The organism is Serratia sp. TSO36, assembly GCF_057808395.1.
The window spans coordinates 84,854-107,895 of record NZ_JBJZOU010000002.1; the positions used below are offsets into that span (position 1 = coordinate 84,854).

The following is a 23,042-nucleotide window of genomic DNA, read 5'->3' on the forward strand; positions in this document are numbered from 1 at the left end:
TTAAGAAGGTAGAGTTATGAAAGCATTACATTTTGGCGCAGGGAACATCGGCCGCGGTTTTATCGGCAAGCTGCTGGCGGACGCCGGGGTTGAGCTGACCTTCGCCGACGTCAATCAAACGGTGCTGGATTTGCTGAACAGCCGTAAAAGCTACGCGGTGCACGTGGTGGGTGAGCAAGAGCGTGTGGAGAGCGTCAACAACGTCAGCGCCGTCAACAGCGGCAGCGAGGCGGCGGTGGCGCTGATCGCCGAGGCGGATCTGGTGACCACTGCCGTTGGCCCGCAAATTCTCGGCAAAATCGCCGGCGCGATCGCCAAAGGGCTGGTGCTGCGTCATCAGCAGGGCAATGAGCAGCCGCTGAACATCATCGCCTGCGAGAACATGGTGCGCGGCACCAGCCAGCTGAAGCAGCATGTGTTCGCTGCGCTGCCGCAGGACGAGCAGGCATGGGTTGAGCAGCACGTCGGCTTCGTCGATTCGGCCGTCGACCGCATCGTGCCGCCGGCGGACAGCAGCGATCCGCTGGAAGTGACGGTGGAAACCTTCAGCGAATGGATCGTCGATCAGACCCAGTTCAAGGGCCAGCCTCCGGCGATCGCCGGCATGGAGCTGACCGACAACCTGATGGCGTTCGTCGAACGCAAGCTGTTCACCCTCAATACCGGCCACGCCATCACCGCTTACCTTGGCCAACGGGCCGGGCTGCAAACCATTCGCGACGCCATTCTCGACCCGGCGATCCGTCGCGTGGTGAAAGGAGCGATGGAAGAGAGCGGTGCGGTGCTGATCAAGCGCTACGGCTTCGACGCCGACAAGCACGCCGCCTACATCAACAAAATCCTCGGCCGCTTCGAAAACCCGTATCTGCACGACGACGTCGAGCGCGTGGGGCGCCAGCCGCTGCGCAAACTGAGCGCAGGCGATCGCCTGATCAAACCGCTGCTGGGCACGCTGGAATACGGCCTGCCGCACGCCAACCTGATCCAGGGCATCGCCGCCGCCATGAGCTACCGCAGCGAACAGGATCCGCAGGCGCAGGAGTTGGCGGAATTGCTGAACACGCTCGGGCCGAAAGCCGCGCTGGCGCAAATTTCCGGCCTGCCGGCGGAAAGCGAGGTTGTAGAAGAGGCCGTTGCTGTGTATAACGCCATGCACAAGTAGAATCGTGATGATGAACACCCGAGCGCAGCTTGCTGCGCTCCTGCAATCCGAGTTCGACATCGACGGCCCTCCCCACGCCTTTCGAAAAGCGATGATGGAAGAAGCACAGGCATTTGAAAATCAGGTTCTGGAAAAGCTGAACGCGGGCAAAACGGTGCGCAGTTTCCTGATCGCGGCGGTAGAGCTGCTGGCGGAAGCGCTCAACGTGCTGGTGGTGCAGGTATTCCGCAAGGACGACTATGCGGTGAAATATGCCGTCGAACCGCTATTGTCCGGCAGCGGCCCGCTGGGGGAGCTGTCGGTGCGCCTGAAGCTGATGTATGGGCTGGGGGTGATCTCCCGCCACGAATATGAAGACGCCGAGTTGCTGATGGCGATGCGCGAAGAGCTGAATCACGACGGTGCGGAATACCGCTTCGTCGACGACGAAATCCTCGGGCCGTTCGGCGAGCTGCACTGCGTGGCCGCGCTGCCGCCGGCGCCGACCTTCCTGCAGCCGGGCGAAGCGGATGAAGCGCTGATCGCCATGCAGCGTCAGCGCTATCAGCAGATGGTGCGCTCCACCATGGTGCTGTCCATTACCGATCTGATCGCCGGCATCGGCGCCAAACAACCTTCCCGACTCTCTCCTCTCGGCCGCGGCTAAGCAAAGGCCGCGCGCCACTCGTCGAACAGCAACCACAGCGCGGTGGCGGCCATCAGGCCGGACATGACGCCGTTAAACGCGCGTAGCTTCCAGGCGACCTGGAGCGCGTTGCGCAACCGGTCGCCCAGCACCGCCCACAGCAGCACACAGGGTAAATTCAGCACGACGAAACCTGCGATGACGCTCAGCGTATGGAAGAAGGTGGCGCCTTCGCGCGGGGTGAACAGGATCGCCACGTTGATCACCATCAGCCAGGCCTTGGGGTTGACCGCCTGAAACAGCGCGCCGTTGAGGAAACTCATTGGCCTCGCCTGCTCTTTGGCGTCCGGCGAGGCTGCCTTGAACAGTTTCCATGACAGCCACAGCAGGTAGGCGCAGCCGATCACCGCCAGCGGGAAGCGGATGACGCCGGCCCAGCTCAGCGCCAGCGCCAGCAGCGGGATAATGATAGCCAGCTGCACCGCGCAGCCGGCGCCGATGCCGAACAGCATCGGCAGGGTGCGGCGCAGGCCGAAGTTGACGCCCGACGAGGCCAGCAGCAGGTTGTTGGGGCCGGGGGTAATCGACATGACGGTGACGTAGCTGACAAAGGCGGAGTCCAGCATGGCAGGTTCCTTCAAAATGACGGTAATAACGAGAGGATCAGCATAATCGCTGCGATGGGATGGTGACAGAACCACAAATTGGATATTGTTATGGTTACAGTTGTGCAAAATGTAAACTGTACCCATTGCCTGGAGAGAAACTGTGACCCTGCTCGATGAAACCCCGGATACCCGTTACCTGCAGCTGGCGGATACGCTGGCCGAGGCCATTCGCCGCGGCACGCTGCTGCCCGGCGACCGCTTGCCTTCGGTGCGGCGCTGTGCGCAAACCCATCGCGTCAGCATTAATACCGTGGTGTCGGCTTACCGCACGCTGGAGGATCGCGGGCTGATCGAAGCGCGGCCACAATCGGGGTTTTATGTCCGCAGCACGCTGCCGGCGCTGAAGATGGCCTCGGCGCCCAGCGGCCGCATCGAACCGCCGGCGGACGACGTGCTGGCGCTGATCGACACCGTGTTTGCCGCCCAGCAAAACCCGGCCTTCACCAACATTGCGCTGGCCTGCCCGCAGACCAGCGATTTTTATCCCGGCGGCAAGCTGGGGCGCATGCTGTCCTCTCAGCTGCGCCGTCAACCGGATCTGATCGGGCAGTATCCGTTGCCGCCCGGCAGCCTGCGGCTGCGTCAGCAGATCGCCCGCCGTTCGATGACGTTGGGCATGCTGCTGGAGCCGGGCGACGTGGTGCTGACCCACGGCTGCATGGAGGCGTTGCAGCTGGCGCTGCGCGTCACCACCAAACCGGGCGACTGCGTCGGGCTGGAGTCACCGACCTACTTCTACCTGCTGCCGCTGCTGGCCAGCCTGGGGCTGAAAGCGCTGGAAATCCCCACCGATCCGCAGCTGGGGCTGTCGCTGGACGCGCTGGAGCTGCTGCTGAACGAGAAGCGGCTGAATGCGGTGATCGCCATGCCGACGGTGCAAAACCCGCTGGGTTGCACCATGCCGCTGGCGGCGAAAAAGCGGCTGGCGCGGCTGATGAACGATCATCAGGTGCCGTTGATTGAAGACGGGCTGTATGCCGAGATCCAGTTCGGCGGCGCGCTGTCACCGGCGGTGAAGGCGTTCGATCGTGACGGCTGGGTGCTGTTTTGCTCCAGCTTCACCAAAACGCTGGCGCCGGATTTTCGCGTCGGCTGGATCTGCGGCGGCCGCTTTCACGAGGCGTTGCGCAAGCTGAAGGCGGTGTCGTCGATGTCCGAGTCGCAGCTGCTGTCGGAAACGCTGGCGACCTTCCTGGAGAGCGGCGGCTACGATCACCATTTGCGCAACCTGCGCAAGCGCTATGCGGCGCAGGTAGACGAGGCGCGGGCGCTGATCGCCCGGCATTTCCCGCGCGGCACGCTGGCCACGCAGCCGGCGGGCGGCTTCGTGTTTTGGGTTGAGTTCCCCCCCAACGTGGACAGCGTAGCGCTGTTCCACCAACTGCTGGAAGAGCAGATCTGTTTGACGCCGGGCACCCTGTATTCCCCCAGCGGGCGCTACCGCAACGCGCTGCGGCTCTCCTGTTGCTACCCGTTCAACGCGCGCTACACCCAGGCGTTGGCCCGGCTCGGCGCCAGAGCCTGCGAGATGAGCGGCCTGCCGCCCGGCATTGCGCAGGACGGGTAACGGCGCGCGCCTTTTGCTACAATGCCGGTATCATTGATTAGCGTGCCATTTTGGGCACAACGGGCCAGAGAACATGAAAGAGAAAGAAAAAGCAGAGATCAAGCGCCTGAGCGACCTGCTGGACGCCTTGAACCACAAAGACGCCACCGTGATCCAACAGGGCAACCCTGAGTTGATTGCGCAGCACACCAAAGAGAAAGAGAAGCTGGCGACGGAGATCGAGCGCCTGAAAAACGTGCGCGGCGAGAAGCTGAGCGCCGAAGCGCAGAAGCTGAGCAAGCTGCCGTTCAGCCGCGAAATCACCAAGAAAGAGCAGGCCGACATGGGCGCGCTGAAGAAAAGCGCGCGCGGGCTGATCGTGGTGCATCCGATGACCGCGCTGGGCCGCGAGATGGGCCTGAAAGCGGTCACCGGTTACGCCAAGAAAGCGTTCTGAACCCCCGGGCGTCAGACCTTGGTGGTGAAATACGCCTTGGTCTGATAGGGCACGGTGACCGTGTCCTGGCCCCGTAGCTCCTCTTCTTCCGCCACCAGCTGGCGCAATTGATCGATAACCTGCTCCTGTTGCGGCTGCGGCAGCGCGGCGATAAAGCTGGTTGAACGCACCCGGTTGTAGATCACGTCCTCCACCGCGCCGCGGTGGCTCAACATAAAGACCTGCTCCTGCAGCGGTTCAAAGCCTTTGAACGGGAAGAGCTTGCGCCATTCGCCGGTATAGAAACGCGGCGCATCGCCTTCGTGGCGATCGACGATCTGATTCAGTTTACGCACCCAGCCGACGCGCGCATCGCGCATGTTCCACACCAGACCGAGTTTGCCGCCGGGTTTGAGAATGCGCCGGATCTCCGCCAGCGCCTGCGGCGTGGCGAACCAGTGGAAGGATTGGGCGCACACTACCGCATCGACCGACTCGTCCGGCAACGGGATCGCCTCGGCGGTGCCCGCCAGCGTCTTCACCTGCGGCAGCGCCGCCGACAGTTTTTCCAGCATTTGCGGCACCGGTTCGACGGCGATCGCCTGAGCGCCGGTTTCCAGCAGGCGCGGGGTGAACTTGCCGGTGCCGGCGCCGAGATCGATGACCGTCATGCCGGCGTGCAGGCCGATAGTCTCGCGCAGCCAGGCGGCGATTTCCGGCGGATAATCCGGCCGGCCTTTCATATAGCGATCGGCATTGGCCTGATAGCCCTCGGCGGCGGCGTGATGAATCGAATGGGTCGGGGTGGCCATTACCTGGCTCCTGGCTGAAAAACACGCGGCTACAGTATAGGCGGAAGAACAGGGTTAACGCGGCATTCGGCGCACGTTTTTCATCTTTTCCGCCCGCGCTTTCAACGGCCGAGCAGGCGGCGGTTGAAGTCCTCAAGGTGCCCTTCGGCAAGCCGCGTGAGCATGGTCTTGCTCCAGCTGGCGGAGAGGCCGGCGACCGCCAACAGGCGGCGATACTGTTCCACGTCGAACGGCATATGCCAGGCGATGGCGATGGCTTCGGCCACCGACACATCGCTGTTGCGCGCCGCCAGCGCCAGCGGACGATCGCCGCTGACCACGCCCGGCGACACCACCCGATACAGCCAGCCGCAGCGGCCGCTTTGCTGCATCAGCACCGAAATGTCCTCGATGGCGAAGTGATAATTGAGCTTGAAGCACGGCGAGCGCGGCTGGGTGACCTGGATCAGCGCCTCGCCCCAGCGGAAAATGTCTCCCATAAACACATTGTGTTCGGTCAGCCCTTCGGTGGAGATATTCTCGCCGAAGGCCGGGGCGCAAAATTGCTCGGCCTGCGCCGGAAACTGCGCGCGCCAGTGGGCGTAATGCTCGCGCGGGTAGTGGCACAGCGCGCGGTCCGGCCCGCCGTGATAGCTTTTTTCCGCCTGCTCGTCGCCTTCCAGGCCGAGCGGCGTGAGCCGGATGGCGCCATCCACCTGGCGTTTGGCGATGGCGCTGGGGCGCCCGCCTTCATAGGGTTGGATGCTGCCGATGTAAACGTCTGGGTGATGCATGTGCGCCTCCGTGTCTCGCGTCGAAGGCTCAGCATAGCCTGAGTTGCGCCGGGGGGACATAACAACCCGCCCGAAAATCCTCGGGCGGGCGGCGGGGCGTCAGAAGGTGGTCCAGTTCTCTTCCGCAGCGGCGTTGGTGGCTGCGGGTTTTACCGCCGGCGCTTTCGGCGCGGCGGCTTTCACGGCGGCGGGTTCGTTCTGCTCCGCCAAACGGAACACCGAGACGCTCTGCAGCAGCATGTCGGCCTGTTCTTCCAGCGAATCGGCGGCGGCGGCGGACTCTTCCACCAGCGCGGCGTTCTGCTGGGTGGTGTGGTCCATCTCGACTATCGCCTGGCCAATCTGGGCGATGCCTCGCGTCTGCTCATCGGAAGCGGCGGCGATTTCAGCCATGATGTCGCGCACGTGGGTGACCGAGCGGACGATCTGTTCCATGGTGTTGCCGGTGCTTTCCACCAGCTCGGTGCCGGTTTTCACCCGGCTGACCGATTCGGCGATCAGCCCTTCGATCTCCTTGGCCGCCTGGGCGCTGCGGCTCGCCAGGCTGCGCACTTCGCTGGCGACCACCGAGAAGCCGCGGCCCTGTTCGCCGGCGCGCGCCGCTTCCACCGCGGCGTTGAGCGCCAGGATATTGGTTTGGAAGGCAATGCCGTTGATCAGGGTGGTAATTTCGGCGATACGCTGCGAACTGCTGGAAATATCGCGCATGGTGCTGACCACGTTTTCCACCAGCTTGCCGCCCTGCTGCGCGGTCTGCGAGGCATCGGTGGCCAGCTGATTGGCGTGATGGGCGTTGTCGGCGTTCTGTTTCACCGTGGCGGTCAGTTGTTCCATGCTGGCGGCGGTTTCCTCGACCGCCGCCGCCTGCTGTTCGGTGCGTGAGGAGAGGTCGGTGTTGCCGGCGGCAATTTCCGCCGAGGCGGTGGAGACCTGGCTGACCCCCATCTGGATCTTCTCAATCATGGTGCGCAGGTTTTGGCTCATCGCCGCCACCGCGTTCAGCAGCTGCCCCAGCTCGTCGCGGCGGGTGCTGGTCTGCGCCTGGCGCAGGTCGCCGCCGGCGATGCGTTCCGCCATGGCCAGCGTGCTGTGCAGCGGACGGGTGATCTGCAGGGTGATGCGCCAGGCGATAAGCACCCCGGCGATGATGGCGATCAGCGTGGTGATGCCCATCTGCAGCTGCGCCAGATTGATATCATTGTGGGTCTGCGCCAGCTCGTCCTGCATAAAGGCGTTCACCAGCATGCCGATCGCCTGCGCGCGTTCGCCGAGCCGCCGGCTGATCTGCTGCTCGTGCTCATAGGCAGGCAGGTAGGCCGCGATGCGGTTTTTGTAATCGTCCAGCGCGGCCAGCAGCGGTTGCAGCTGCGGGCGCTGCGCGTCGCTGACCCGGCGGCTCAAGGCACTGGCCGCGTCGCGCGCGTCATCGATGGCCGCCATCAGCGGGGCTTCGGTTTCCTTGTTCAGGCTCAGCAGCAGGCCGCGCGCGCCGTAGCGCACCTGGGTCAGCTTCTGGTTCAGCTGGATAAAGGCCAACTGCAGATCGCCGTTGGTCAGCTGGCGCTCCACCTGGCTCAGGCTGGCCTGCACTTCCGACATGTTCCAGCTCTGGCGCACCGCGTCTTTCGCCGTGACCGCCTGTTCAAACTCTTTTTGCTGCTGCTGATATTCCCCGATCAGCGTCACCAGACGCTGCAGATCCTTGCGGCTTTGGGCGTCCCAGTCCAGCGCCTGCCCGTGGTCTATCAGTTTGACGGCGTTTTCAATATTGGTGCGGTTGTTCTGAATATACTCTGGCCGGTAGGTCTGGCCGTACATGGCGCGGTTGTATTTGGCCTGGTTGATCTCTTCGTTCAGCCGGTTGCTGAAGTCGATGCGATCGGCGCGTGATTCGATGATATGCAGATATTGCGCCCCGGTGCCGGCGATGATGACCGCTAACAGCAGCAACAGTGCGAAGCCGAGACCGAGCTTTTTACCTACGGTGAGATGAGTGAACTTTCCTGCCAATGCTTGCAATGCCGCCATAGCGTTTTTTCCTTCTCCGGGCGAACGTCAATTGAACAAATCATCGGCAAGACGTGGTCAAACTTTAGCGGATTTCAGGCAAAAAAATACCCGCCGGTGGCGGGCATCTTCATCAACGGGGGCGAATTACTTCTTCGCGGCGAAGCGTGCGGCGGCTTCATCCCAGTTGACCACGTTCCAGAACGCCTTGATGTAGTCAGGACGTTTGTTCTGATATTTCAGGTAGTAAGCGTGTTCCCACACGTCCAGGCCGATGATTGGGAAACCGGAAGCGCCGGCGACCGCTTCGCCCATCAGCGGGCTGTCCTGGTTAGCGGTAGACACCACGGCCAGTTTGCCGTCTTTCAGCACCAGCCAGGCCCAACCGGAACCGAAGCGGGTGGCAGCGGCTTTCTCGAACTCTTCCTGGAATTTCTCAACGCTGCCGAAATCGCGCTCGATGGCTGCTTTCAGATCGCCGCCCAGCGTGGTGCCGGTTTTCAGGTTTTTCCAGAAGAAGCTGTGGTTGGCGTGGCCGCCGGCGTTGTTGCGCATGAAGGTGCGTTTGTCGGCAGGCACTTTATCCAGATCCTGGATCAGCTCTTCAACGCTGTATTTGGCCAGCTCAGGGTAGGCTTCCAGCACGGTGTTGGCGTTGTTGACGTAGGTCTGATGGTGTTTGGTGTGATGGATTTCCATCGTCTGCTTGTCGAAATGCGGTTCCAGTGCGTCGTAAGCGTACGGCAGGGATGGCAGTGAATAACTCATAATCATCATCTCCAGTGGTGTATGGGCGGCGCAAAGCGTGAGCACCGCGTAAGCAGTCGGATCATTATAGTTAATTAAATGATATTGAAAATGATTATCAATGCCCTGTGAACTGTGTGGTTAACGATCAAATCGCTGCGCTAACCTACTGATAGAAGAAGGGGCGGATGGCTGCGTGAAGCCGTCGCCCCGGCGCGCGGGTTACTCTCTATACTGTAGGGAGCGCCAACGCCGAAATGTATCGAAATGTGCCAAAGCGTTCACTGAATGAGCACGAGTGTGTAACAACCACAAGCACGCTGTGGTAATATGGCCGGCGTTCGTAGCAAGCATAACAACAGTGACATTCGCGTTTGCCGCGCTAGCGGGCAGGCGCTTTTGAACAATGTGACAATCGAGAGTAAAGGAGACCCCCATGCAGGTCAGCAGAAGGCAGTTCTTTAAGATCTGCGCTGGCGGTATGGCAGGAACGACGGTGGCCGCGCTGGGCTTTGCCCCCGAAGTGGCGTTGGCGGAAACCCGGCAGTACAAACTGCTGCGCGCCCGCGAGACCCGTAATACCTGTACGTATTGTTCCGTCGGCTGTGGGCTGTTGATGTACAGCCTTGGTGATGGCGCCAAAAACGCCAAAGAAAGCATTTTCCATATCGAAGGGGATCCGGATCATCCGGTAAACCGCGGCGCGCTTTGCCCGAAAGGCGCCGGCCTGGTTGACTTCATCCACAGCGAAAGCCGCCTCAAGTACCCGGAATACCGGGCGCCAGGATCGGACAAATGGCAACGCATCAGCTGGGACGACGCCTTTACCCGCATCGCCAAGCTGGTGAAAGAAGACCGCGACGCCAACTTCATCAAAACCAACGATCAGGGCGTTACCGTCAACCGTTGGCTGACCACCGGCATGCTGTGCGCCTCGGCCGCCAGCAACGAAACCGGTTTTCTGTCGCAAAAATTTAGTCGCGCTCTCGGCATGCTTGCCGTAGACAACCAGGCGCGTGTCTGACACGGACCAACGGTAGCAAGTCTTGCTCCAACATTTGGTCGCGGTGCGATGACCAACCACTGGGTTGATATCAAGAACGCGAATTTGATTATCGTCATGGGCGGTAATGCGGCGGAAGCGCATCCGGTGGGGTTCCGCTGGGCGATGGAAGCCAAAATACACAACAATGCCAAGCTGATCGTGATCGATCCGCGCTTTACCCGAACCGCATCGGTGGCGGACTTCTACACGCCGATCCGCTCCGGGACCGACATCGCTTTCCTGTCGGGCGTGTTGCTGTATCTGATGACCAACAACAAGTTTAACCGCGAGTACGTCGAGGCCTACACCAACGCCAGCCTGCTGGTGCGGGAAGATTTTGCCTTCGAAGACGGCTTGTTCAGCGGCTACGACGCGGAAAACCGCAAGTACGACAAAACCACCTGGAACTACCAGTTCGACGAGAACGGCTTCGCCAAGCGCGACGTCACGCTGCAGGATCCGCGCTGCGTGTGGAACATGCTGAAACAGCACGTGAGCCGCTACACGCCTGACGTGGTGACCAACATCTGCGGCACGCCGAAGGACGATTTCCTCAAGGTGTGCGAATACATCGCCGAAACCTGCGTCGCGGATAAAACCGCTTCGTTCCTGTACGCCCTGGGCTGGACTCAGCACTCGGTCGGCGCGCAGAACATCCGCACCATGGCGATGATCCAGCTGCTGCTCGGCAACATGGGCATGGCGGGCGGCGGCGTCAACGCGCTGCGCGGCCACTCCAACATTCAGGGTCTGACCGATCTCGGCCTGCTGTCGCAGAGCCTGCCGGGCTACCTGACGCTGCCGTCGGAGAAACAGACCGATCTCGACACCTACCTGAAGGCCAATACGCCGAAGGCGCTGCTGCCGGGCCAGGTGAACTACTGGGGCAACTACCCGAAATTCTTCGTCAGCATGATGAAGACCTTCTACGGCGACAAGGCGCAGAAGGACAACAGCTGGGGCTTTGACTGGTTGCCGAAGTGGGACAAAGGCTACGACGTGCTGCAGTACTTCGAGATGATGGCGCAGGGCAAGGTCAACGGCTACTTCTGCCAGGGCTTTAACCCGGTGGCGTCGTTCCCGAACAAAAACAAGGTGGTGGCTTCGCTGTCCAAGCTGAAGTTCCTGGTGACCATCGATCCGTTGAACACCGAGACCTCCAACTTCTGGCAGAACCACGGCGAGTTCAACGAGGTGGATCCTGCGCAGATCCAGACCGAAGTGTTCCGCCTGCCGTCCACCTGCTTCGCCGAAGAGAACGGCTCGATCGTCAACTCCGGCCGCTGGCTGCAGTGGCACTGGAAAGGCGCGGACGCCCCGGGCGAAGCGCTGAACGACGGCGAGATCCTGGCGGGCATCTTCAGCCGCCTGCGCGAGATGTATGCGCGCGACGGCGGTGCGGTGCCGGAACAGGTGCTGAACATGACCTGGGACTACCTGACGCCGGACAACCCGGCGCCGGAAGAGGTGGCGCAGGAAAACAACGGCAAGGCGCTGGCGGATCTGCTGGATGCCGACGGCAAGGTGCTGGTGAAAAAAGGCGAGCTGCTCAGCTCGTTCGCGCAGCTGCGCGACGACGGCACCACCGCCAGCGGCTGCTGGATCTTCGCCGGCAGCTGGACGCCGGCCGGCAACCAGATGGCGCGGCGCGACAACGCCGATCCGTCCGGCCTCGGCAATACGCTGGGCTGGGCCTGGGCATGGCCGCTCAACCGCCGCATCCTGTATAACCGCGCCTCGGCGGATCCGCAGGGTAAACCGTGGGATCCGAAACGCCAGCTGCTGGAGTGGGACGGCGCCAAGTGGGTCGGGGCCGATATCCCGGACTACAGCACCGCCGCGCCGGGCAGCGACGTCGGGCCGTTCATCATGCAGCCGGAAGGCATGGGCCGCCTGTTCGCCACCGACAAGATGGCGGAAGGGCCGTTCCCTGAACACTACGAGCCGTTCGAAACGCCGCTCGGCACCAACCCGCTGCACCCGAACGTGGTGTCCAACCCGGCGGCGCGCGTGTTCAAGGACGATCTGGCGGCGATGGGCAAATCCGACAAGTTCCCGTACGTCGGTACCACCTATCGTCTGACCGAGCACTTCCACTACTGGACCAAGCACGCGTTGCTGAACGCCATCGCGCAGCCTGAGCAGTTTGTGGAGATCGGCGAGAAGCTGGCGGAGAAAAAAGGCATCAAGCACGGCGATACCGTGAAGGTCAGCTCCAACCGCGGCTACATCAAGGCCAAGGCGGTGGTGACCAAGCGTATTCGCACGCTGCAGGTGCACGGCCAGGAAGTCGACACCATCGGCATCCCGATCCACTGGGGTTACGAAGGGGTGGCGAAGAAAGGCTTTATCGCCAACACGCTGACGCCGTTCGTCGGCGACGCCAATACGCAAACGCCGGAGTTCAAGGCGTTCCTGGTCAACGTGGAAAAGGTGTAACGGAGACGAATTATGGCCATGCAATCTCAAGACATCATTCGTAAATCCGCCACCAATGGTTTCACGCCGGCGCCGCGCGCCCGTGACCACCAGGAAGAAGTGGCCAAACTGATCGATGTCACCACCTGTATCGGCTGCAAGGCCTGTCAGGTGGCCTGTTCCGAATGGAACGACATCCGCGACGAAGTGGGGCACAACGTCGGGGTGTACGATAACCCCGCCGATCTGACCGCCAAGTCGTGGACGGTGATGCGCTTCTCCGAGGTGGAGGAAAACGGCAAGCTGGAATGGCTGATCCGCAAGGATGGCTGCATGCACTGCGCCGATCCGGGCTGCCTGAAGGCCTGCCCGTCGGAAGGCGCGATCATTCAGTACGCCAACGGCATCGTCGACTTCCAGTCCGAGCACTGCATCGGCTGCGGCTACTGCATCGCCGGCTGCCCGTTCGACGTGCCGCGCATGAACAAGGACGACAACCGGGTGTACAAGTGCACCCTGTGCGTCGACCGCGTGGACGTCGGCCAGGAACCGGCCTGCGTGAAAACCTGCCCGACCGGCGCCATTCACTTCGGCACCAAGGAAGCGATGAAGCAGGTGGCGGCGGATCGCGTCAGCGAGCTGAACACCCGCGGCTACCAGAACGCCGGTCTGTACGATCCGGCGGGGGTGGGCGGCACGCACGTGATGTACGTGCTGCACCACGCCGACAAACCGCAGCTGTACCACGGTTTGCCGGACAACCCGAGCATCAGCCCGGCGGTGACCTTCTGGAAGGGCGTGTGGAAACCCCTGGCGGCCATCGGCTTTGCCGCCACCTTCGCGGCCAGCGTGTTCCACTATGTCGGCGTCGGGCCTAACCGCGTCGACGATGAGGACGAGCACGACGAGTCGCACGACGAGGAGACGCGCAAATGAGAAAGGAAAAGCCCATTCAGCGTTACAGCGCACCGGAGCGCATCAACCACTGGATCGTGGCGTTCTGCTTTGTGTTCGCCGCCATCAGCGGGCTGGGGTTCTTCTTCCCCTCCTTCAACTGGCTGATGAACATCTTCGGGACGCCGCAGCTGGCGCGCATTCTGCACCCGTTTGTCGGGGTGATCATGTTTGCCGCGTTCCTGCTGATGTTCCTGCGCTACTGGAAGCATAACCTGATCAACCGGGAAGATATCGTCTGGGCCAAGAACATCCACAAAATCGCCATGAACGAGGAAGTGGGTGACACCGGGCGCTATAATTTCGGCCAGAAGTGCGTGTTCTGGGCGGCGATTATCAGCCTGGTGCTGCTGCTGGCCAGCGGCGTGGTGATCTGGCGGCCGTATTTTGCGCCGTCGTTCTCCATCCCGCTGATCCGCATCGCGCTGCTGGTGCATTCGCTGGCCGCGGTCGGCCTGATTATCGTGATTATGGTGCACATTTACGCCGCATTGTGGGTAAAAGGCACCATTACCGCGATGGTGGAAGGCTGGGTGCCGGCGGCCTGGGCCAAGAAACATCATCCGCGCTGGTACCGCGAGGTCCGCGAGAAACGACAGGAAGATAAACCCTGATGAGTATCCGCATCGTTCCTAAAGAGCAGTTAGGGGCACAGCGTGAGAAGTCCTCAACGGCGGAGAACATCCCGCCGTTACTTTTCGCCAACCTGAAAAGCCTGTACAGCCGCCGCGCCGATCGCCTGCGTCAGCTGGCTGTCGACAATCCGCTGGGCGACTATCTGAACTTCGCCGCCGAGCTGGCGGAGGCGCAGCAGCATGCGCTGCACGATAATCCGCTGCAGCTCGATCTTAGCGAAGCGCTGGCGCAGGGCGCCGCCAGCGGCAAACCGCCGCTCGATCTGAGCGTGTTCCCGCGCAGCGAGCACTGGCGCAAGCTGCTGGCGTCGCTGATCGCCGAGCTGCGCCCGCAGGCGCCGGAGCATATCCTGGCGGTGCTGGACAACCTGGAGAAAGCCTCGGCGCATGAGCTGGAGCTGATGGCCGACGCCTTGCTCAACCGCGAGTTCGGCAAGGTAGGCAGTGAGAAGGCGCCGTTCCTCTGGGCCGCGCTGTCGCTCTATTGGGCGCAGATGGCCAGCCTGATCCCCGGCAAGGCGCGCGCCGAATACGGCGAGCAGCGCCAGTTCTGCCCGGTGTGCGGCAGCATCCCGGTCTCCAGCATGGTGCACATCGGCACCGTCAACGGCCTGCGCTACCTGCACTGCAACCTGTGCGAAAGCGAATGGCACGTGGTGCGGGTGAAGTGCAGCAACTGCGAGCAGACCCGCGATCTCAACTACTGGTCGCTGGACAGCGAGCAGGCGGCGGTGAAGGCGGAAAGCTGCGGCGACTGCGGCACTTACCTGAAGATCCTGTATCAGGAAAAAGACCCGCAGGTCGAAGCGGTGGCCGACGATCTGGCTTCGCTGGTGCTGGACGCCCGCATGGAAGAAGAAGGCTTTGGCCGCAGCAGCATCAATCCGTTCCTGTTCCCGGCGGAGTAACCGCCCGGCCCCGTTCGCGCGGGGCCGGACCAGCAATTTCAGCACGGGCTTCTGGCATTCGCCCGGACGAGTTGCTACGTTTAGGCCATAACGCGCCAAGCGAAAGGAACCACGATGTTAAACACCCTGGCAAAACTGACCGCGGTCGCCGTGCTGGCGGTCGGACTGGCGGCCTGCGACAACAAAGACGACACCAAACCGGCGGTGCCGCCACCGGACACCAAGCCGACCGTGACGCAGCCCGCGCCACCGCCGCCGCCTGCGCCGGTAGAAACCCCGCCCGCGCCGCCGGGGCTGAACGTGTCGCTGCAGAAGGGCAAAATCACCTTCGAGCTGCCGCCGGGCTTTAGCGATCAAACGCTGAACAGCGGCATCATCAACGACAGCACCTCCACCATTCAGCGCTTTCTCGACGGCAAGTCGCGCCAGAGCGCGGTCTCTTCCGAAGTGATCCCGCCGGACGGCATGAAGCTCAACACCAGCGACAAAATGCTGAAAGAGCTGGCGCAGAGCGCCATCACGGTGCTGGCCGAGCGCTATCAGAATATCCAGACCACCAAAGAAGAGAACTTCAGCGTCGGCAAACAGAAGTTTCGCCGGGTGGATACCGAGCAGACCGTCAACGGGCAAAAGGTGGTCTCCACGCTGGTGTTGACGGTGTTCAACAAGCGGGTGGTGACGCTGCAAATGCTGTCGCCGGCCAAAACGCCGGAAGTGCATCAGGCGCTGGTGCAGCGGATTATCGATACCCTGGCGGTGAAGTAAGGGCGCCGCGCTGCGGCCAGGACGAAGCGGAGGAGATCGGATGAAGCTTATCGGTAGTTACACCAGCCCCTTTGTGCGCAAGATTTCCGTGATGCTGCTGGAAAAAGGGATCGCGTTCGAATTCGTCAACGATCCGCCGTATGAGCCCGGTAGCCGGGTGAAGGCGTTGAACCCGCTTGGCAAGGTGCCGGTGCTGATCGCCGATGACGGCGAGGTGTTTTACGACTCGCCGGTGGTGGCCGAATACCTCGAACTGCTGACGGTGGAGCCGGCGTTTTTGCCGGCCGAACGCGCCGCCGCGCTGCGCGTCCGCCAGGTGGCGGCGCTGGCGGACGGCGTGACCGAAGCGGCGGCGACCCTGTTTCGCGAAAGCCGGCGCGCGCCGGAAAAACAGGACGAAAACTGGATGCTGCGCCAGCGTGACAAACTGACGCACGGGTTGGATGCGCTGGAGGCGCTGGCGAGGGACAAAACGTGGCTCAATGCCGAGCGGCTGACGCTGGCGGATATCGCCACCGGCTGCGCGCTGGGCTACCTGAATTTCCGCCGCATCCTGCCCAACTGGTGCGTCGGGCGCCCGGCGCTGGTCAAGCTGGCCGAACGCCTGTTCGCCCGTGAAAGCTTCGCCCGTACCGCGCCGCCCTGAACGTTCTTTTCTCCCCGCCGCGGCGGGGTTTTGCTATGCCGATACGTCTAAATTGAAAACCGAGCGACCATGAGCACTGAACCCCACCTTCTTTACAGCCAACTGCCCGCCATCGACCGCCTGCTGCGTGAACCCGCGATTGAACCGCTGGTGGCGCAGCATGGCCAGACGCTGATCGGCGAACTGCTGCGCCGGCTGCAGGCCCAGGCGCGTGACGCTATCAAGCAACAGCAACGTTTACCGGCCTGGTGCGGCGACTGGCCGCAGGCACTGCGGGCGGAGCTGGCCCGGCAGCAACGCCCGGCTTTGCTGCCGGTGTTCAACCTCAGCGGCACCGTGCTGCACACCAACCTCGGGCGCGCCCTGCTGGCGCAGCCGGTGAAGGAGGCGGTGAGCGCGGTGATGGGGGAGGCGGTGACGCTGGAGTACGATCTCGACGGCGCCGGGCGCGGCCATCGCGATCGGGCGGTGGCGGATCTGCTGTGCAGGCTGACCGGCGCGGAGGACGCCTGCATCGTCAATAACAACGCGGCGGCGGTGCTGCTGATGCTGGCGGCGATCGCCCCCGGCAAAGAGGTGGTGGTGTCGCGCGGCGAGCTGGTGGAGATCGGCGGCGCATTCCGCATACCCGACGTGATGCGCCAGGCCGGCTGCCAACTGGTGGAGGTCGGCACCACCAACCGCACCCATCTGAAAGATTACCGCCAGGCCATCAACGAGCAGACCGGCCTGTTGATGAAAGTGCACACCAGCAACTACAGCATTCAGGGCTTTACCGCGGCGGTCGACGAGGCCGAACTGGCGCAGCTCGGAGCCGAACAGGGCGTGCCGACCGCCACCGATCTGGGCAGCGGCTCGCTGATCGACATGGCGCAGTACGGCCTGCCCGCCGAACCGATGCCGCAGCGGCTGCTGGCCGCCGGCGTCGACTTGGTGACGTTCTCCGGCGATAAGCTGCTGGGCGGCCCGCAGGCCGGGATCATCGTCGGCAAAAAGGCGCTGATCGCCCGCCTGCAGCAGCACCCGCTCAAGCGCGCGCTGCGCGTCGGCAAGCTGACGCTGGCGGCCCTGGAGGCCACGCTGCGGCTCTATCTGCAGCCGGAAAAACTGGCTGAGCAGCTGCCGACGCTGCGGCTGCTGACCCGCCCGCAGCAGGAGATGCAACTGGCGGCCGAACGGCTGCTGGCGGCGCTGGCGCCGCGGTTCACCGCCGATTTCGAGCTGCGCGCCGAACCGTGCTGGTCGCAAATTGGCAGCGGTTCGCTGCCGGTGGATCGCCTGCCCAGCTATGCGCTGACCTTCACGCCGCGCGACGGCCGCGGCGCCACGCTGGAAGCGTTGGCCGAACGCTGGCGCCGCCTGCCGCAGCCGGTGATCGGCCGCCTCGGTGACGGCCGGCTGTGGCTGGATCTGCGCTGTCTGGAACAGGAAGGGGCGCTGATCGACGCGCTGAGCGCCTCATGATCATCGCCACCGCCGGCCATGTCGATCATGGCAAAACCACCCTGCTGCAGGCGATCTCCGGGATCAACGCGGATCGCCTGCCGGAAGAGAAGCGCCGCGGCATGACCATCGATCTGGGTTACGCCTACTGGCCGCAGCCGGACGGCCGGGTGCTGGGCTTTATCGACGTGCCCGGCCACGAGAAATTCCTCGCCAACATGCTGGCGGGCGTCGGCGGCATCGACCATGCGTTGCTGGTGGTGGCCTGCGACGACGGCGTGATGGCGCAAACCCGCGAACATCTGGCGATCCTGCGCCTGAGCGGGCGCCCGGCGCTGACGGTGGCGCTGACCAAGGCCGACCGGGTGGACGCGGCGCGTGTCGGCGAGGTACGCCGCCAGGTGCGCGACGAACTGGCGCGCCAGGGCTGGCCCGATGCACCGCTGTTTGTTACCGCGGCGGCGGCGGGAGAGGGTATTGAGGCGCTGCGCGCGCATTTGCTGGCGCTGCCCTCCGGCGAGCACGCGCTGACGCGCCGTTTTCGCCTGGCGGTAGACCGTGCGTTCAGCGTCAAAGGGGCGGGGCTGGTGGTGACCGGCACCGCGCTCGGCGGCCGGGTGCAGGTGGGGGATACGCTGTGGCTGACCGGCGTCGACGCGCCGGTGCGGGTGCGCGGCCTGCACGCCCAAAATCAGGCCGTGGAACAGGCCCAGGCCGGGCAACGCATCGCGTTGAACATCAGCGGCGATGTCGATAAAGACCGTGTCGCGCGCGGCGACTGGCTGCTGGCGCAGCGTCCGCCGGAGGCGGCGGAACGCATTCTGGTGGCGCTGGAAGCGGATCGGCCGATTCGCCATTGGCAGCCGCTGCATCTGCACCATGCCGCCAGCCACATCACCGGGCGCATTTCGCTGCTGAACGATGGGCTGGCGGAACTGATCCTCGATCGCCCGCTGTGGCTGGCGGAGAACGATCGGCTGGTGCTGCGCGATATCGGCGCACGGCAAACGCTGGGCGCAGCCCGGGTGCTCAGGCTGAGCGCGCCCAAGCGCGGCAAGCGCCAGCTGGACTACCTGGCATGGCTGCAGGCCCTGGCGAACGCGCAAGACGATGCGCAGGCGCTGACGCTTGAGCTGCCGCACGGCGCGCTGTCTCTGACGGCGTTCGCCTGGGCGCGTCAGTTGACCGACGACGGCCTGGCGGCACTGCTGGCGAACCGCGATCTGCTGATCGTCGGTGACCGGGCGCTGGCGCAGGATCAGGTGCAACAGGCGGAGAGCCGGCTGCTGCAGGTGCTGGCGGAGTACCACCAACAGCACGCCGATCAGCTGGGCTTAGGGCGCGCCCGTCTGCGGCGCATGGCCCTGCCCCAGCAGCCGGAAACGCTGGTGTTTATGATGATCGATCGGCTGCTGAAGGCCGGTGCGCTGCGCAATACGCGCGGCTGGCTGCACCTGCCGGAACACGGTCTGGCGTTCAGCGCCGACGAGGCGCCGCTGTGGGCGCGCATCGAACCGCTGTTTGGCGACGAGCCGTGGTGGGTGCGCGATCTGGCGAGCGAACTGGGCGAGGAGGAGAGCCGGGTGCGGGCGCTGCTGCGCAAGGCGGCTCAGCTGGGCCATGTGACGGCGGTGGTGGTGGATCGCTATTACCTCAGCCGACGCATCGATCAGTTCGCGGCGCTGATCCGCGAGCTGGATGCTGAACGGGGCGGCGCCAACGCCGCCGACTTCCGCGATCGGCTCGGCGTCGGGCGCAAGCTGGCGATCCAGGTGCTGGAGTTCTTCGATCGCAGCGGCTTTACCCGCCGCAAGGGTAACGAGCATCTGCTGCGCGACGGCGGGTTGTTCGGCAACTGATTGCGTGTTTTTTGTTCTCTGATGGCGGTATAATCAGCTTTAATCACTTTGATTGATATTGATTGTACTGAGGAGCAAGACGATGAATACGAAAGTCATCACCGCTCATGTCCCGCTGCCTTTGGCTGAAAAGGTGGATGAAATGGCCGCCAAACTTGACCGCTCACGGGGATGGATAGTGAAGCAAGCCCTCACCGCCTGGCTCGAGCAAGAGGAAGAGCGCCGTCGGTTAACGCTGGCGGCGCTGGCCGATGTCGAACAGCAAAACGTTATCGATCATGAATCGGTAGAAGCCTGGGCTGCCAGCCTGGACAGTGACGATCCGCTGCCGGTACCGCGCTGATGGAGTTAAAATGGACGAGTAAGGCGCTATCGGATTTGGCGCGTTTGTTTGAGTTTCTTGCCTTGGCTAACCGTACTGCGGCAGCGAATTCGGTGAAGGCCTTGGTCGCCGCACCTAAAGCGTTGCTTGATAATCCTCGCCTGGGTGAAAGACTGGACGAGTTTTTACCGCAGGAAGTGAGGCGTATTCTGGTCGGCCGTTATGAGATACGTTACCAGGTGCAGCCGGCAACGATTTATGTTCTGCGTATTTGGCATACCCGCGAAGAGCGATAGGCCGAATTCCCCTACCCGATAAATCTGACGGCGGCCCGGCTGACGTCGGGCGTCTGGGCGGTCAGAAACGCCTGTAAGCGTTCGATCAGCGGCCGCTTCGCCGATTCTTCCGGCCAAACCAGATAGTAACCGTCGCCGGTACGCACGGCGGCGTCACAGGGCAGCGCCAATAACCCCTCCTCAATCGTCCGCAGGCTCAGCGCCAGATCGCCGATCGAGACGCCGTGCCCGGCGATGGCCGCCGTGTTGCCCTGTTCCAGCGAATCAAATACCTGGCCGCGCGTGAGATCGATCGGGGCCGCGATGCCGCTTTTTTTCAGCCAGCGCCGCCAGTCGCGCCGATCGGGCGAAGGGTGGATCAGCGGGCAGGCGGCGAGATCGCGCTGCCCGTCGGCGAGCAGTGCAGGGGCGCAAATCGGGATCAGCCATTCGTCGAACAGCTTGGCGGCGGCGGTGTTGGCGCCGAAGTGGCCGTTGCCGAGCAGGATGGCGCAGTCGTAGGGTTCGCTGAAAAAATCCACGCTGTCGATGTCCATCCAGACGCTGGCTGCCTGCACCTCGAACGCCTGCGCCGTTTGCCGGAACCGGCTCAGGCAGTCCAGCAGCCAGCGCAGGGTCAGCGTGGAGGGCGCCTTCAGCCGCAGCAGATCGCGGTGGCTTCTGAACAGCTCGCACGCTTGCTCGATGCGGCCAAACCCTTGCTGCAGCTCGGCGGCGAAGATTTTCCCCTGCGGCGTGACCTCGATGCGCGGGCCGTTGCGCTGGAACAGCCGACAGCCGAAGTGCTGCTCCAGCGTTTTGATGTGCTTGCTGACGGCGCTCGGGGTGAGATGCAGCTCCTCGGCGGCCAGCGTGAACGAGCCGGTGCGGGCGGCGCTTTCGAAGGCGCGCAGGGCGTAAAGCGGCGGAAGGGAACTGGCCATCGCGGCGTCTCTAATAATGAGTCTGATTCACAGTAAACGACAGGATTACTCCTTTTTCAAGGCGGGGGCGGCGGCAGGATAATGGCGCGACGCCAACTGACTGAATGTGAGTGAAATAAAGATGAACCTGTCGTTGCTGGCGGCGTATTTCGCCGCCATTTTCTTGCTGATCGCCACGCCGGGGCCGGTGGTGGCGATGGTGGCCAACACCGCGGCGCGCTTTGGCGCCCGGCGCGCGCTGTTGACCGCGCTGGGCAGTAATGGGGCCTCTTTGTTGCTGATCGGCATCGCCGCGCTGATTATCACCGGGCTGTTCGCGGTGGATATGCGCTTGCTGCAGTGGATAGGCCTGCTGGGGTGCCTGTTTATCGGCCGTATGGCGATCGTCTCGCTGTATGAGGATTTATCCGCGCGAACCCCGGATGCGCAGCCCGTTGCGCCGCCGCAAAAACGCTCGGCGATCCTGACCGGTTTTCTGGTGGGCATCGCCAACCCCAAAGACATTATCTTCTTCGTCGCTTTTTTCCCGCAGTTTATCGCCGTCACCCCCTCGATCGGCGCCAGCCTGACGCTGTTGACCGCGCTGTGGGTGCTGGCGGACTTCGCCATCTTGCTGGCCTATATCACCCTGCTGTCGGGAACGGCGCTGCAGCGCGCGCGGCGGGCGATCTCTGTCCTGTCGGCATCGCTGCTGTTGGGGGTGGCGGTGGTGGGAGCGGGGTATGCGCTGTGGGGTCTGCTCGGCTGAAGCCGCATAAAAAAACGCCGGTCGGGAAACCGGACCGGCGTTTATCGTGGCGTTTAAGCCGCGCCGGTCGGCTGCGGCGTGGGGTCGCCGTTGCGGCGTTTGCCGATAAACAGCGCCACCAGCGTCAACCAGCACAGGCCGCTGATGAGGTTGAACAGGTTGAACAGCCCGCTGCCGCCCCAGACGTAGGCGACCTTGGCCAGTTCGATGCCGACGGTGAACACCATCATGCTCAGCATGCCCATGGTGGCCGACACGGTGCCTTTGCTGACAGTGCTGGAGAACAGCGTCAGGCGGTACAGGCCGGCGTTGGCCAGGCCAATGCCGAAGGCGTATAGGCTCAGGCCGGCGGTCATCCACAGGTAGGCATGGCTGGAGAACTGGGTCGCCAGCGCGGCGATCAGCAGCCCCAGCAGCATCGGGCCCGCGCCCAGCTTGATCAGGCGCTCCACGCTGTTTTTGCCGGTCAGGCGCGCCAGCGTCAGGTTGCCGAGGATCAGCGCGCCGAACACCGGGATTTGCAGCAGGCCGTAATCCAGCGTCGACAGCGACTCACCGCTGATCAGGATCACCGGCGACTGGGCGATCCAGGCCAGCAGCGGCAGGCTGGCGAAACCGATCGCCAAAGCGCCGCACAGGAAGCGGCGGTTCCCCAGCACCTGACGGTAGTCGCGCCACAGGTTGGCGGCGGAAAACGCCTCGTCCTGCAGCGTGGCGGTTTCCGGCATCGCTTTCCACAGGCCGTAGAAGGCGATGGCCGCCAGCGCGGCGAACAGCACGAACATGCTCTGCCACGGCGCGACGTGGATCAGCGCCGCGCCGGCCAGCGGCCCGAGCAGCGGGGCGATCAGCGCCACGTTGGCCATCAGCGCGGTGATCTTGATGCACACCGATTCTTCAAACGACTCCTGGATGGTGGCGTAGCCGACCGCGCCGATAAAGCACAGGCCGATGCCCTGCAGGAAACGCATGGCGATGAACTGTTCGATGGTGGTGACCAGCAGGATCGCCAGGCAGGAGACGATAAAGAACGCCACCCCGGCCAGCATCACCGGGCGGCGGCCGCGGCGATCCGACAGCGGCCCGAGCAGCCACTGCAGGAAGATGCCGCCGGCCAGATAGGCGGTCATCGAGGTGGGTACCCACTCTTCGCCGGCGTTGAAATCCGCCACGACGGCCAGCATGCCCGGCTGAATCATATCGTTGCCGATATAAGTGGCGAACTCGAACAGCACCAGACAAAGAGGGAATAAAAGCGCCTGTCGGCCCAAACGTGCCGCAGGTGGTAATGTCGTTTTCATATT

The 23,042-nt window shown here is 63.3% G+C and carries 22 protein-coding genes; 15 read left to right on the forward strand and 7 right to left on the reverse strand.

What is annotated here, in order from left to right; all coding sequences use genetic code 11:
* The first annotated feature begins 16 nt into the window (after window positions 1-16).
* Window positions 17-1,162: a mannitol-1-phosphate 5-dehydrogenase gene (gene mtlD / locus ACK3CV_RS00710; protein ID WP_164039698.1), complete on the forward strand. Its 1,146-nt coding sequence runs from the start codon at window positions 17-19 to the stop codon at window positions 1,160-1,162.
* Window positions 1,163-1,253: 91 nt separating this feature from the next.
* Window positions 1,254-1,808 (forward strand): MltR family transcriptional regulator, encoded by a 555-nt coding sequence (locus ACK3CV_RS00715; protein ID WP_033638634.1) that lies wholly within the window; start codon window positions 1,254-1,256, stop codon window positions 1,806-1,808.
* Here ACK3CV_RS00715 and ACK3CV_RS00720 read toward each other — a convergent pair.
* A complete protein-coding gene (locus ACK3CV_RS00720) occupies window positions 1,805-2,413 on the reverse strand; it encodes a LysE family translocator (protein WP_033636554.1) in 609 nt (202 codons plus the stop codon). The two genes, ACK3CV_RS00715 and ACK3CV_RS00720, sit on opposite strands and share 4 nt — an antisense overlap.
* A gap of 142 nt (window positions 2,414-2,555) precedes the next feature.
* On the opposite strand from ACK3CV_RS00720, the gene ACK3CV_RS00725 reads away from it, so the two are divergent.
* Together ACK3CV_RS00725 and ACK3CV_RS00730 are read left to right on the forward strand one after the other, a co-directional pair.
* Window positions 2,556-4,022 carry an aminotransferase-like domain-containing protein gene (locus ACK3CV_RS00725; protein WP_086580768.1) on the forward strand — a complete coding sequence of 489 codons (1,467 nt, stop codon included), beginning with the start codon at window positions 2,556-2,558 and terminating at the stop codon, window positions 4,020-4,022.
* Between the two features lie 73 nt (window positions 4,023-4,095).
* Window positions 4,096-4,458: a YibL family ribosome-associated protein gene (locus ACK3CV_RS00730; protein ID WP_004933989.1), complete on the forward strand. Its 363-nt coding sequence runs from the start codon at window positions 4,096-4,098 to the stop codon at window positions 4,456-4,458.
* 11 nt (window positions 4,459-4,469) lie between these two features.
* Here the strand turns inward: ACK3CV_RS00730 and ACK3CV_RS00735 are convergent, their stop codons facing one another.
* The 4 genes from ACK3CV_RS00735 to sodA form a co-directional block, all read right to left on the reverse strand.
* Window positions 4,470-5,249, reverse strand: coding sequence for a class I SAM-dependent methyltransferase (locus ACK3CV_RS00735; RefSeq protein ID WP_164039700.1), 780 nt, complete (start codon window positions 5,247-5,249; stop codon window positions 4,470-4,472).
* 101 nt (window positions 5,250-5,350) lie between these two features.
* A complete protein-coding gene (gene yiiM, locus ACK3CV_RS00740) occupies window positions 5,351-6,022 on the reverse strand; it encodes a 6-hydroxyaminopurine reductase (RefSeq protein WP_164039703.1) in 672 nt (223 codons plus the stop codon).
* A 99-nt stretch (window positions 6,023-6,121) separates the two neighbouring features.
* Window positions 6,122-8,050 (reverse strand): methyl-accepting chemotaxis protein, encoded by a 1,929-nt coding sequence (locus ACK3CV_RS00745; protein WP_164039706.1) that lies wholly within the window; start codon window positions 8,048-8,050, stop codon window positions 6,122-6,124.
* Between the two features lie 126 nt (window positions 8,051-8,176).
* Complete coding sequence (gene sodA / locus ACK3CV_RS00750; protein WP_004934003.1) at window positions 8,177-8,797, reverse strand: superoxide dismutase [Mn]; 621 nt, start codon at window positions 8,795-8,797, stop codon at window positions 8,177-8,179.
* Between the two features lie 415 nt (window positions 8,798-9,212).
* Between sodA and fdnG the strand changes: the two genes are divergently transcribed.
* The 10 genes from fdnG to ACK3CV_RS00800 all read left to right on the forward strand — a co-directional run bounded on the left by fdnG (window position 9,213) and on the right by ACK3CV_RS00800 (window position 20,067).
* Window positions 9,213-12,260, forward strand: a complete 3,048-nt coding sequence (gene fdnG, locus ACK3CV_RS00755) for a formate dehydrogenase-N subunit alpha (protein WP_094887892.1) — start codon at window positions 9,213-9,215, stop codon at window positions 12,258-12,260.
* Window positions 12,261-12,272: 12 nt separating this feature from the next.
* The gene (gene fdxH / locus ACK3CV_RS00760) at window positions 12,273-13,175 is read left to right on the forward strand and encodes a formate dehydrogenase subunit beta (protein ID WP_033649532.1); all 903 of its coding nucleotides are present in this window, start codon (window positions 12,273-12,275) and stop codon (window positions 13,173-13,175) included.
* A complete protein-coding gene (gene fdoI / locus ACK3CV_RS00765) occupies window positions 13,172-13,807 on the forward strand; it encodes a formate dehydrogenase cytochrome b556 subunit (RefSeq protein ID WP_004934017.1) in 636 nt (211 codons plus the stop codon). Before fdxH ends, fdoI begins: the two co-directional genes overlap by 4 nt.
* Window positions 13,807-14,736, forward strand: a complete 930-nt coding sequence (gene fdhE, locus ACK3CV_RS00770) for a formate dehydrogenase accessory protein FdhE (RefSeq protein ID WP_489009788.1) — start codon at window positions 13,807-13,809, stop codon at window positions 14,734-14,736. Before fdoI ends, fdhE begins: the two co-directional genes overlap by 1 nt.
* A gap of 114 nt (window positions 14,737-14,850) precedes the next feature.
* Entirely contained in the window at window positions 14,851-15,501 is a 651-nt protein-coding gene (locus ACK3CV_RS00775) for a DcrB/PsbP domain-containing protein (RefSeq protein WP_033636562.1), read from the forward strand.
* A gap of 40 nt (window positions 15,502-15,541) precedes the next feature.
* The gene (locus ACK3CV_RS00780) at window positions 15,542-16,147 is read left to right on the forward strand and encodes a glutathione S-transferase (protein WP_060452988.1); all 606 of its coding nucleotides are present in this window, start codon (window positions 15,542-15,544) and stop codon (window positions 16,145-16,147) included.
* A gap of 69 nt (window positions 16,148-16,216) precedes the next feature.
* Window positions 16,217-17,611 carry an L-seryl-tRNA(Sec) selenium transferase gene (gene selA / locus ACK3CV_RS00785; RefSeq protein WP_164141439.1) on the forward strand — a complete coding sequence of 465 codons (1,395 nt, stop codon included), beginning with the start codon at window positions 16,217-16,219 and terminating at the stop codon, window positions 17,609-17,611.
* Window positions 17,608-19,449 carry a selenocysteine-specific translation elongation factor gene (gene selB / locus ACK3CV_RS00790; RefSeq protein WP_164141441.1) on the forward strand — a complete coding sequence of 614 codons (1,842 nt, stop codon included), beginning with the start codon at window positions 17,608-17,610 and terminating at the stop codon, window positions 19,447-19,449. Before selA ends, selB begins: the two co-directional genes overlap by 4 nt.
* Window positions 19,450-19,531: 82 nt before the next feature.
* Complete coding sequence (locus ACK3CV_RS00795; protein WP_047569919.1) at window positions 19,532-19,792, forward strand: CopG family ribbon-helix-helix protein; 261 nt, start codon at window positions 19,532-19,534, stop codon at window positions 19,790-19,792.
* Window positions 19,792-20,067 (forward strand): type II toxin-antitoxin system RelE/ParE family toxin, encoded by a 276-nt coding sequence (locus ACK3CV_RS00800; protein ID WP_033636570.1) that lies wholly within the window; start codon window positions 19,792-19,794, stop codon window positions 20,065-20,067. Before ACK3CV_RS00795 ends, ACK3CV_RS00800 begins: the two co-directional genes overlap by 1 nt.
* An 11-nt stretch (window positions 20,068-20,078) precedes the next feature.
* Here the strand turns inward: ACK3CV_RS00800 and ACK3CV_RS00805 are convergent, their stop codons facing one another.
* The gene (locus ACK3CV_RS00805) at window positions 20,079-20,990 is read right to left on the reverse strand and encodes a LysR family transcriptional regulator (RefSeq protein ID WP_164141443.1); all 912 of its coding nucleotides are present in this window, start codon (window positions 20,988-20,990) and stop codon (window positions 20,079-20,081) included.
* Between the two features lie 121 nt (window positions 20,991-21,111).
* On the opposite strand from ACK3CV_RS00805, the gene ACK3CV_RS00810 reads away from it, so the two are divergent.
* Complete coding sequence (locus ACK3CV_RS00810) at window positions 21,112-21,738, forward strand: LysE family translocator (RefSeq protein ID WP_164141445.1); 627 nt, start codon at window positions 21,112-21,114, stop codon at window positions 21,736-21,738.
* A 53-nt stretch (window positions 21,739-21,791) separates the two neighbouring features.
* Here the strand turns inward: ACK3CV_RS00810 and ACK3CV_RS00815 are convergent, their stop codons facing one another.
* The gene (locus ACK3CV_RS00815) at window positions 21,792-23,039 is read right to left on the reverse strand and encodes an MFS transporter (RefSeq protein WP_164141447.1); all 1,248 of its coding nucleotides are present in this window, start codon (window positions 23,037-23,039) and stop codon (window positions 21,792-21,794) included.
* Between the last annotated feature and the right edge of the window lie 3 nt (window positions 23,040-23,042).

What these genes read in the sequence shown, in the direction of transcription:
- selB (WP_164141441.1), top strand. Translation starts at nt 17,608, where the DNA reads ATGATCATCGCCACCGCCGGCCATGTCGATCATGGCAAAACCACCCTG.
- ACK3CV_RS00810 (WP_164141445.1), top strand. Translation starts at nt 21,112, where the DNA reads ATGAACCTGTCGTTGCTGGCGGCGTATTTCGCCGCCATTTTCTTGCTG.
- fdxH (WP_033649532.1), top strand. Translation starts at nt 12,273, where the DNA reads ATGGCCATGCAATCTCAAGACATCATTCGTAAATCCGCCACCAATGGT.
- ACK3CV_RS00715 (WP_033638634.1), top strand. Translation starts at nt 1,254, where the DNA reads ATGATGGAAGAAGCACAGGCATTTGAAAATCAGGTTCTGGAAAAGCTG.
- ACK3CV_RS00775 (WP_033636562.1), top strand. Translation starts at nt 14,851, where the DNA reads ATGTTAAACACCCTGGCAAAACTGACCGCGGTCGCCGTGCTGGCGGTC.
- ACK3CV_RS00720 (WP_033636554.1), bottom strand. Translation starts at nt 2,413, where the DNA reads ATGCTGGACTCCGCCTTTGTCAGCTACGTCACCGTCATGTCGATTACC.
- sodA (WP_004934003.1), bottom strand. Translation starts at nt 8,797, where the DNA reads ATGAGTTATTCACTGCCATCCCTGCCGTACGCTTACGACGCACTGGAA.
- selA (WP_164141439.1), top strand. Translation starts at nt 16,217, where the DNA reads ATGAGCACTGAACCCCACCTTCTTTACAGCCAACTGCCCGCCATCGAC.
- ACK3CV_RS00800 (WP_033636570.1), top strand. Translation starts at nt 19,792, where the DNA reads ATGGAGTTAAAATGGACGAGTAAGGCGCTATCGGATTTGGCGCGTTTG.
- yiiM (WP_164039703.1), bottom strand. Translation starts at nt 6,022, where the DNA reads ATGCATCACCCAGACGTTTACATCGGCAGCATCCAACCCTATGAAGGC.
- ACK3CV_RS00745 (WP_164039706.1), bottom strand. Translation starts at nt 8,050, where the DNA reads ATGGCGGCATTGCAAGCATTGGCAGGAAAGTTCACTCATCTCACCGTA.
- ACK3CV_RS00735 (WP_164039700.1), bottom strand. Translation starts at nt 5,249, where the DNA reads ATGGCCACCCCGACCCATTCGATTCATCACGCCGCCGCCGAGGGCTAT.
- ACK3CV_RS00795 (WP_047569919.1), top strand. Translation starts at nt 19,532, where the DNA reads ATGAATACGAAAGTCATCACCGCTCATGTCCCGCTGCCTTTGGCTGAA.
- ACK3CV_RS00805 (WP_164141443.1), bottom strand. Translation starts at nt 20,990, where the DNA reads ATGGCCAGTTCCCTTCCGCCGCTTTACGCCCTGCGCGCCTTCGAAAGC.
- fdhE (WP_489009788.1), top strand. Translation starts at nt 13,807, where the DNA reads ATGAGTATCCGCATCGTTCCTAAAGAGCAGTTAGGGGCACAGCGTGAG.
- mtlD (WP_164039698.1), top strand. Translation starts at nt 17, where the DNA reads ATGAAAGCATTACATTTTGGCGCAGGGAACATCGGCCGCGGTTTTATC.
- ACK3CV_RS00780 (WP_060452988.1), top strand. Translation starts at nt 15,542, where the DNA reads ATGAAGCTTATCGGTAGTTACACCAGCCCCTTTGTGCGCAAGATTTCC.
- fdoI (WP_004934017.1), top strand. Translation starts at nt 13,172, where the DNA reads ATGAGAAAGGAAAAGCCCATTCAGCGTTACAGCGCACCGGAGCGCATC.
- ACK3CV_RS00730 (WP_004933989.1), top strand. Translation starts at nt 4,096, where the DNA reads ATGAAAGAGAAAGAAAAAGCAGAGATCAAGCGCCTGAGCGACCTGCTG.
- ACK3CV_RS00815 (WP_164141447.1), bottom strand. Translation starts at nt 23,039, where the DNA reads ATGAAAACGACATTACCACCTGCGGCACGTTTGGGCCGACAGGCGCTT.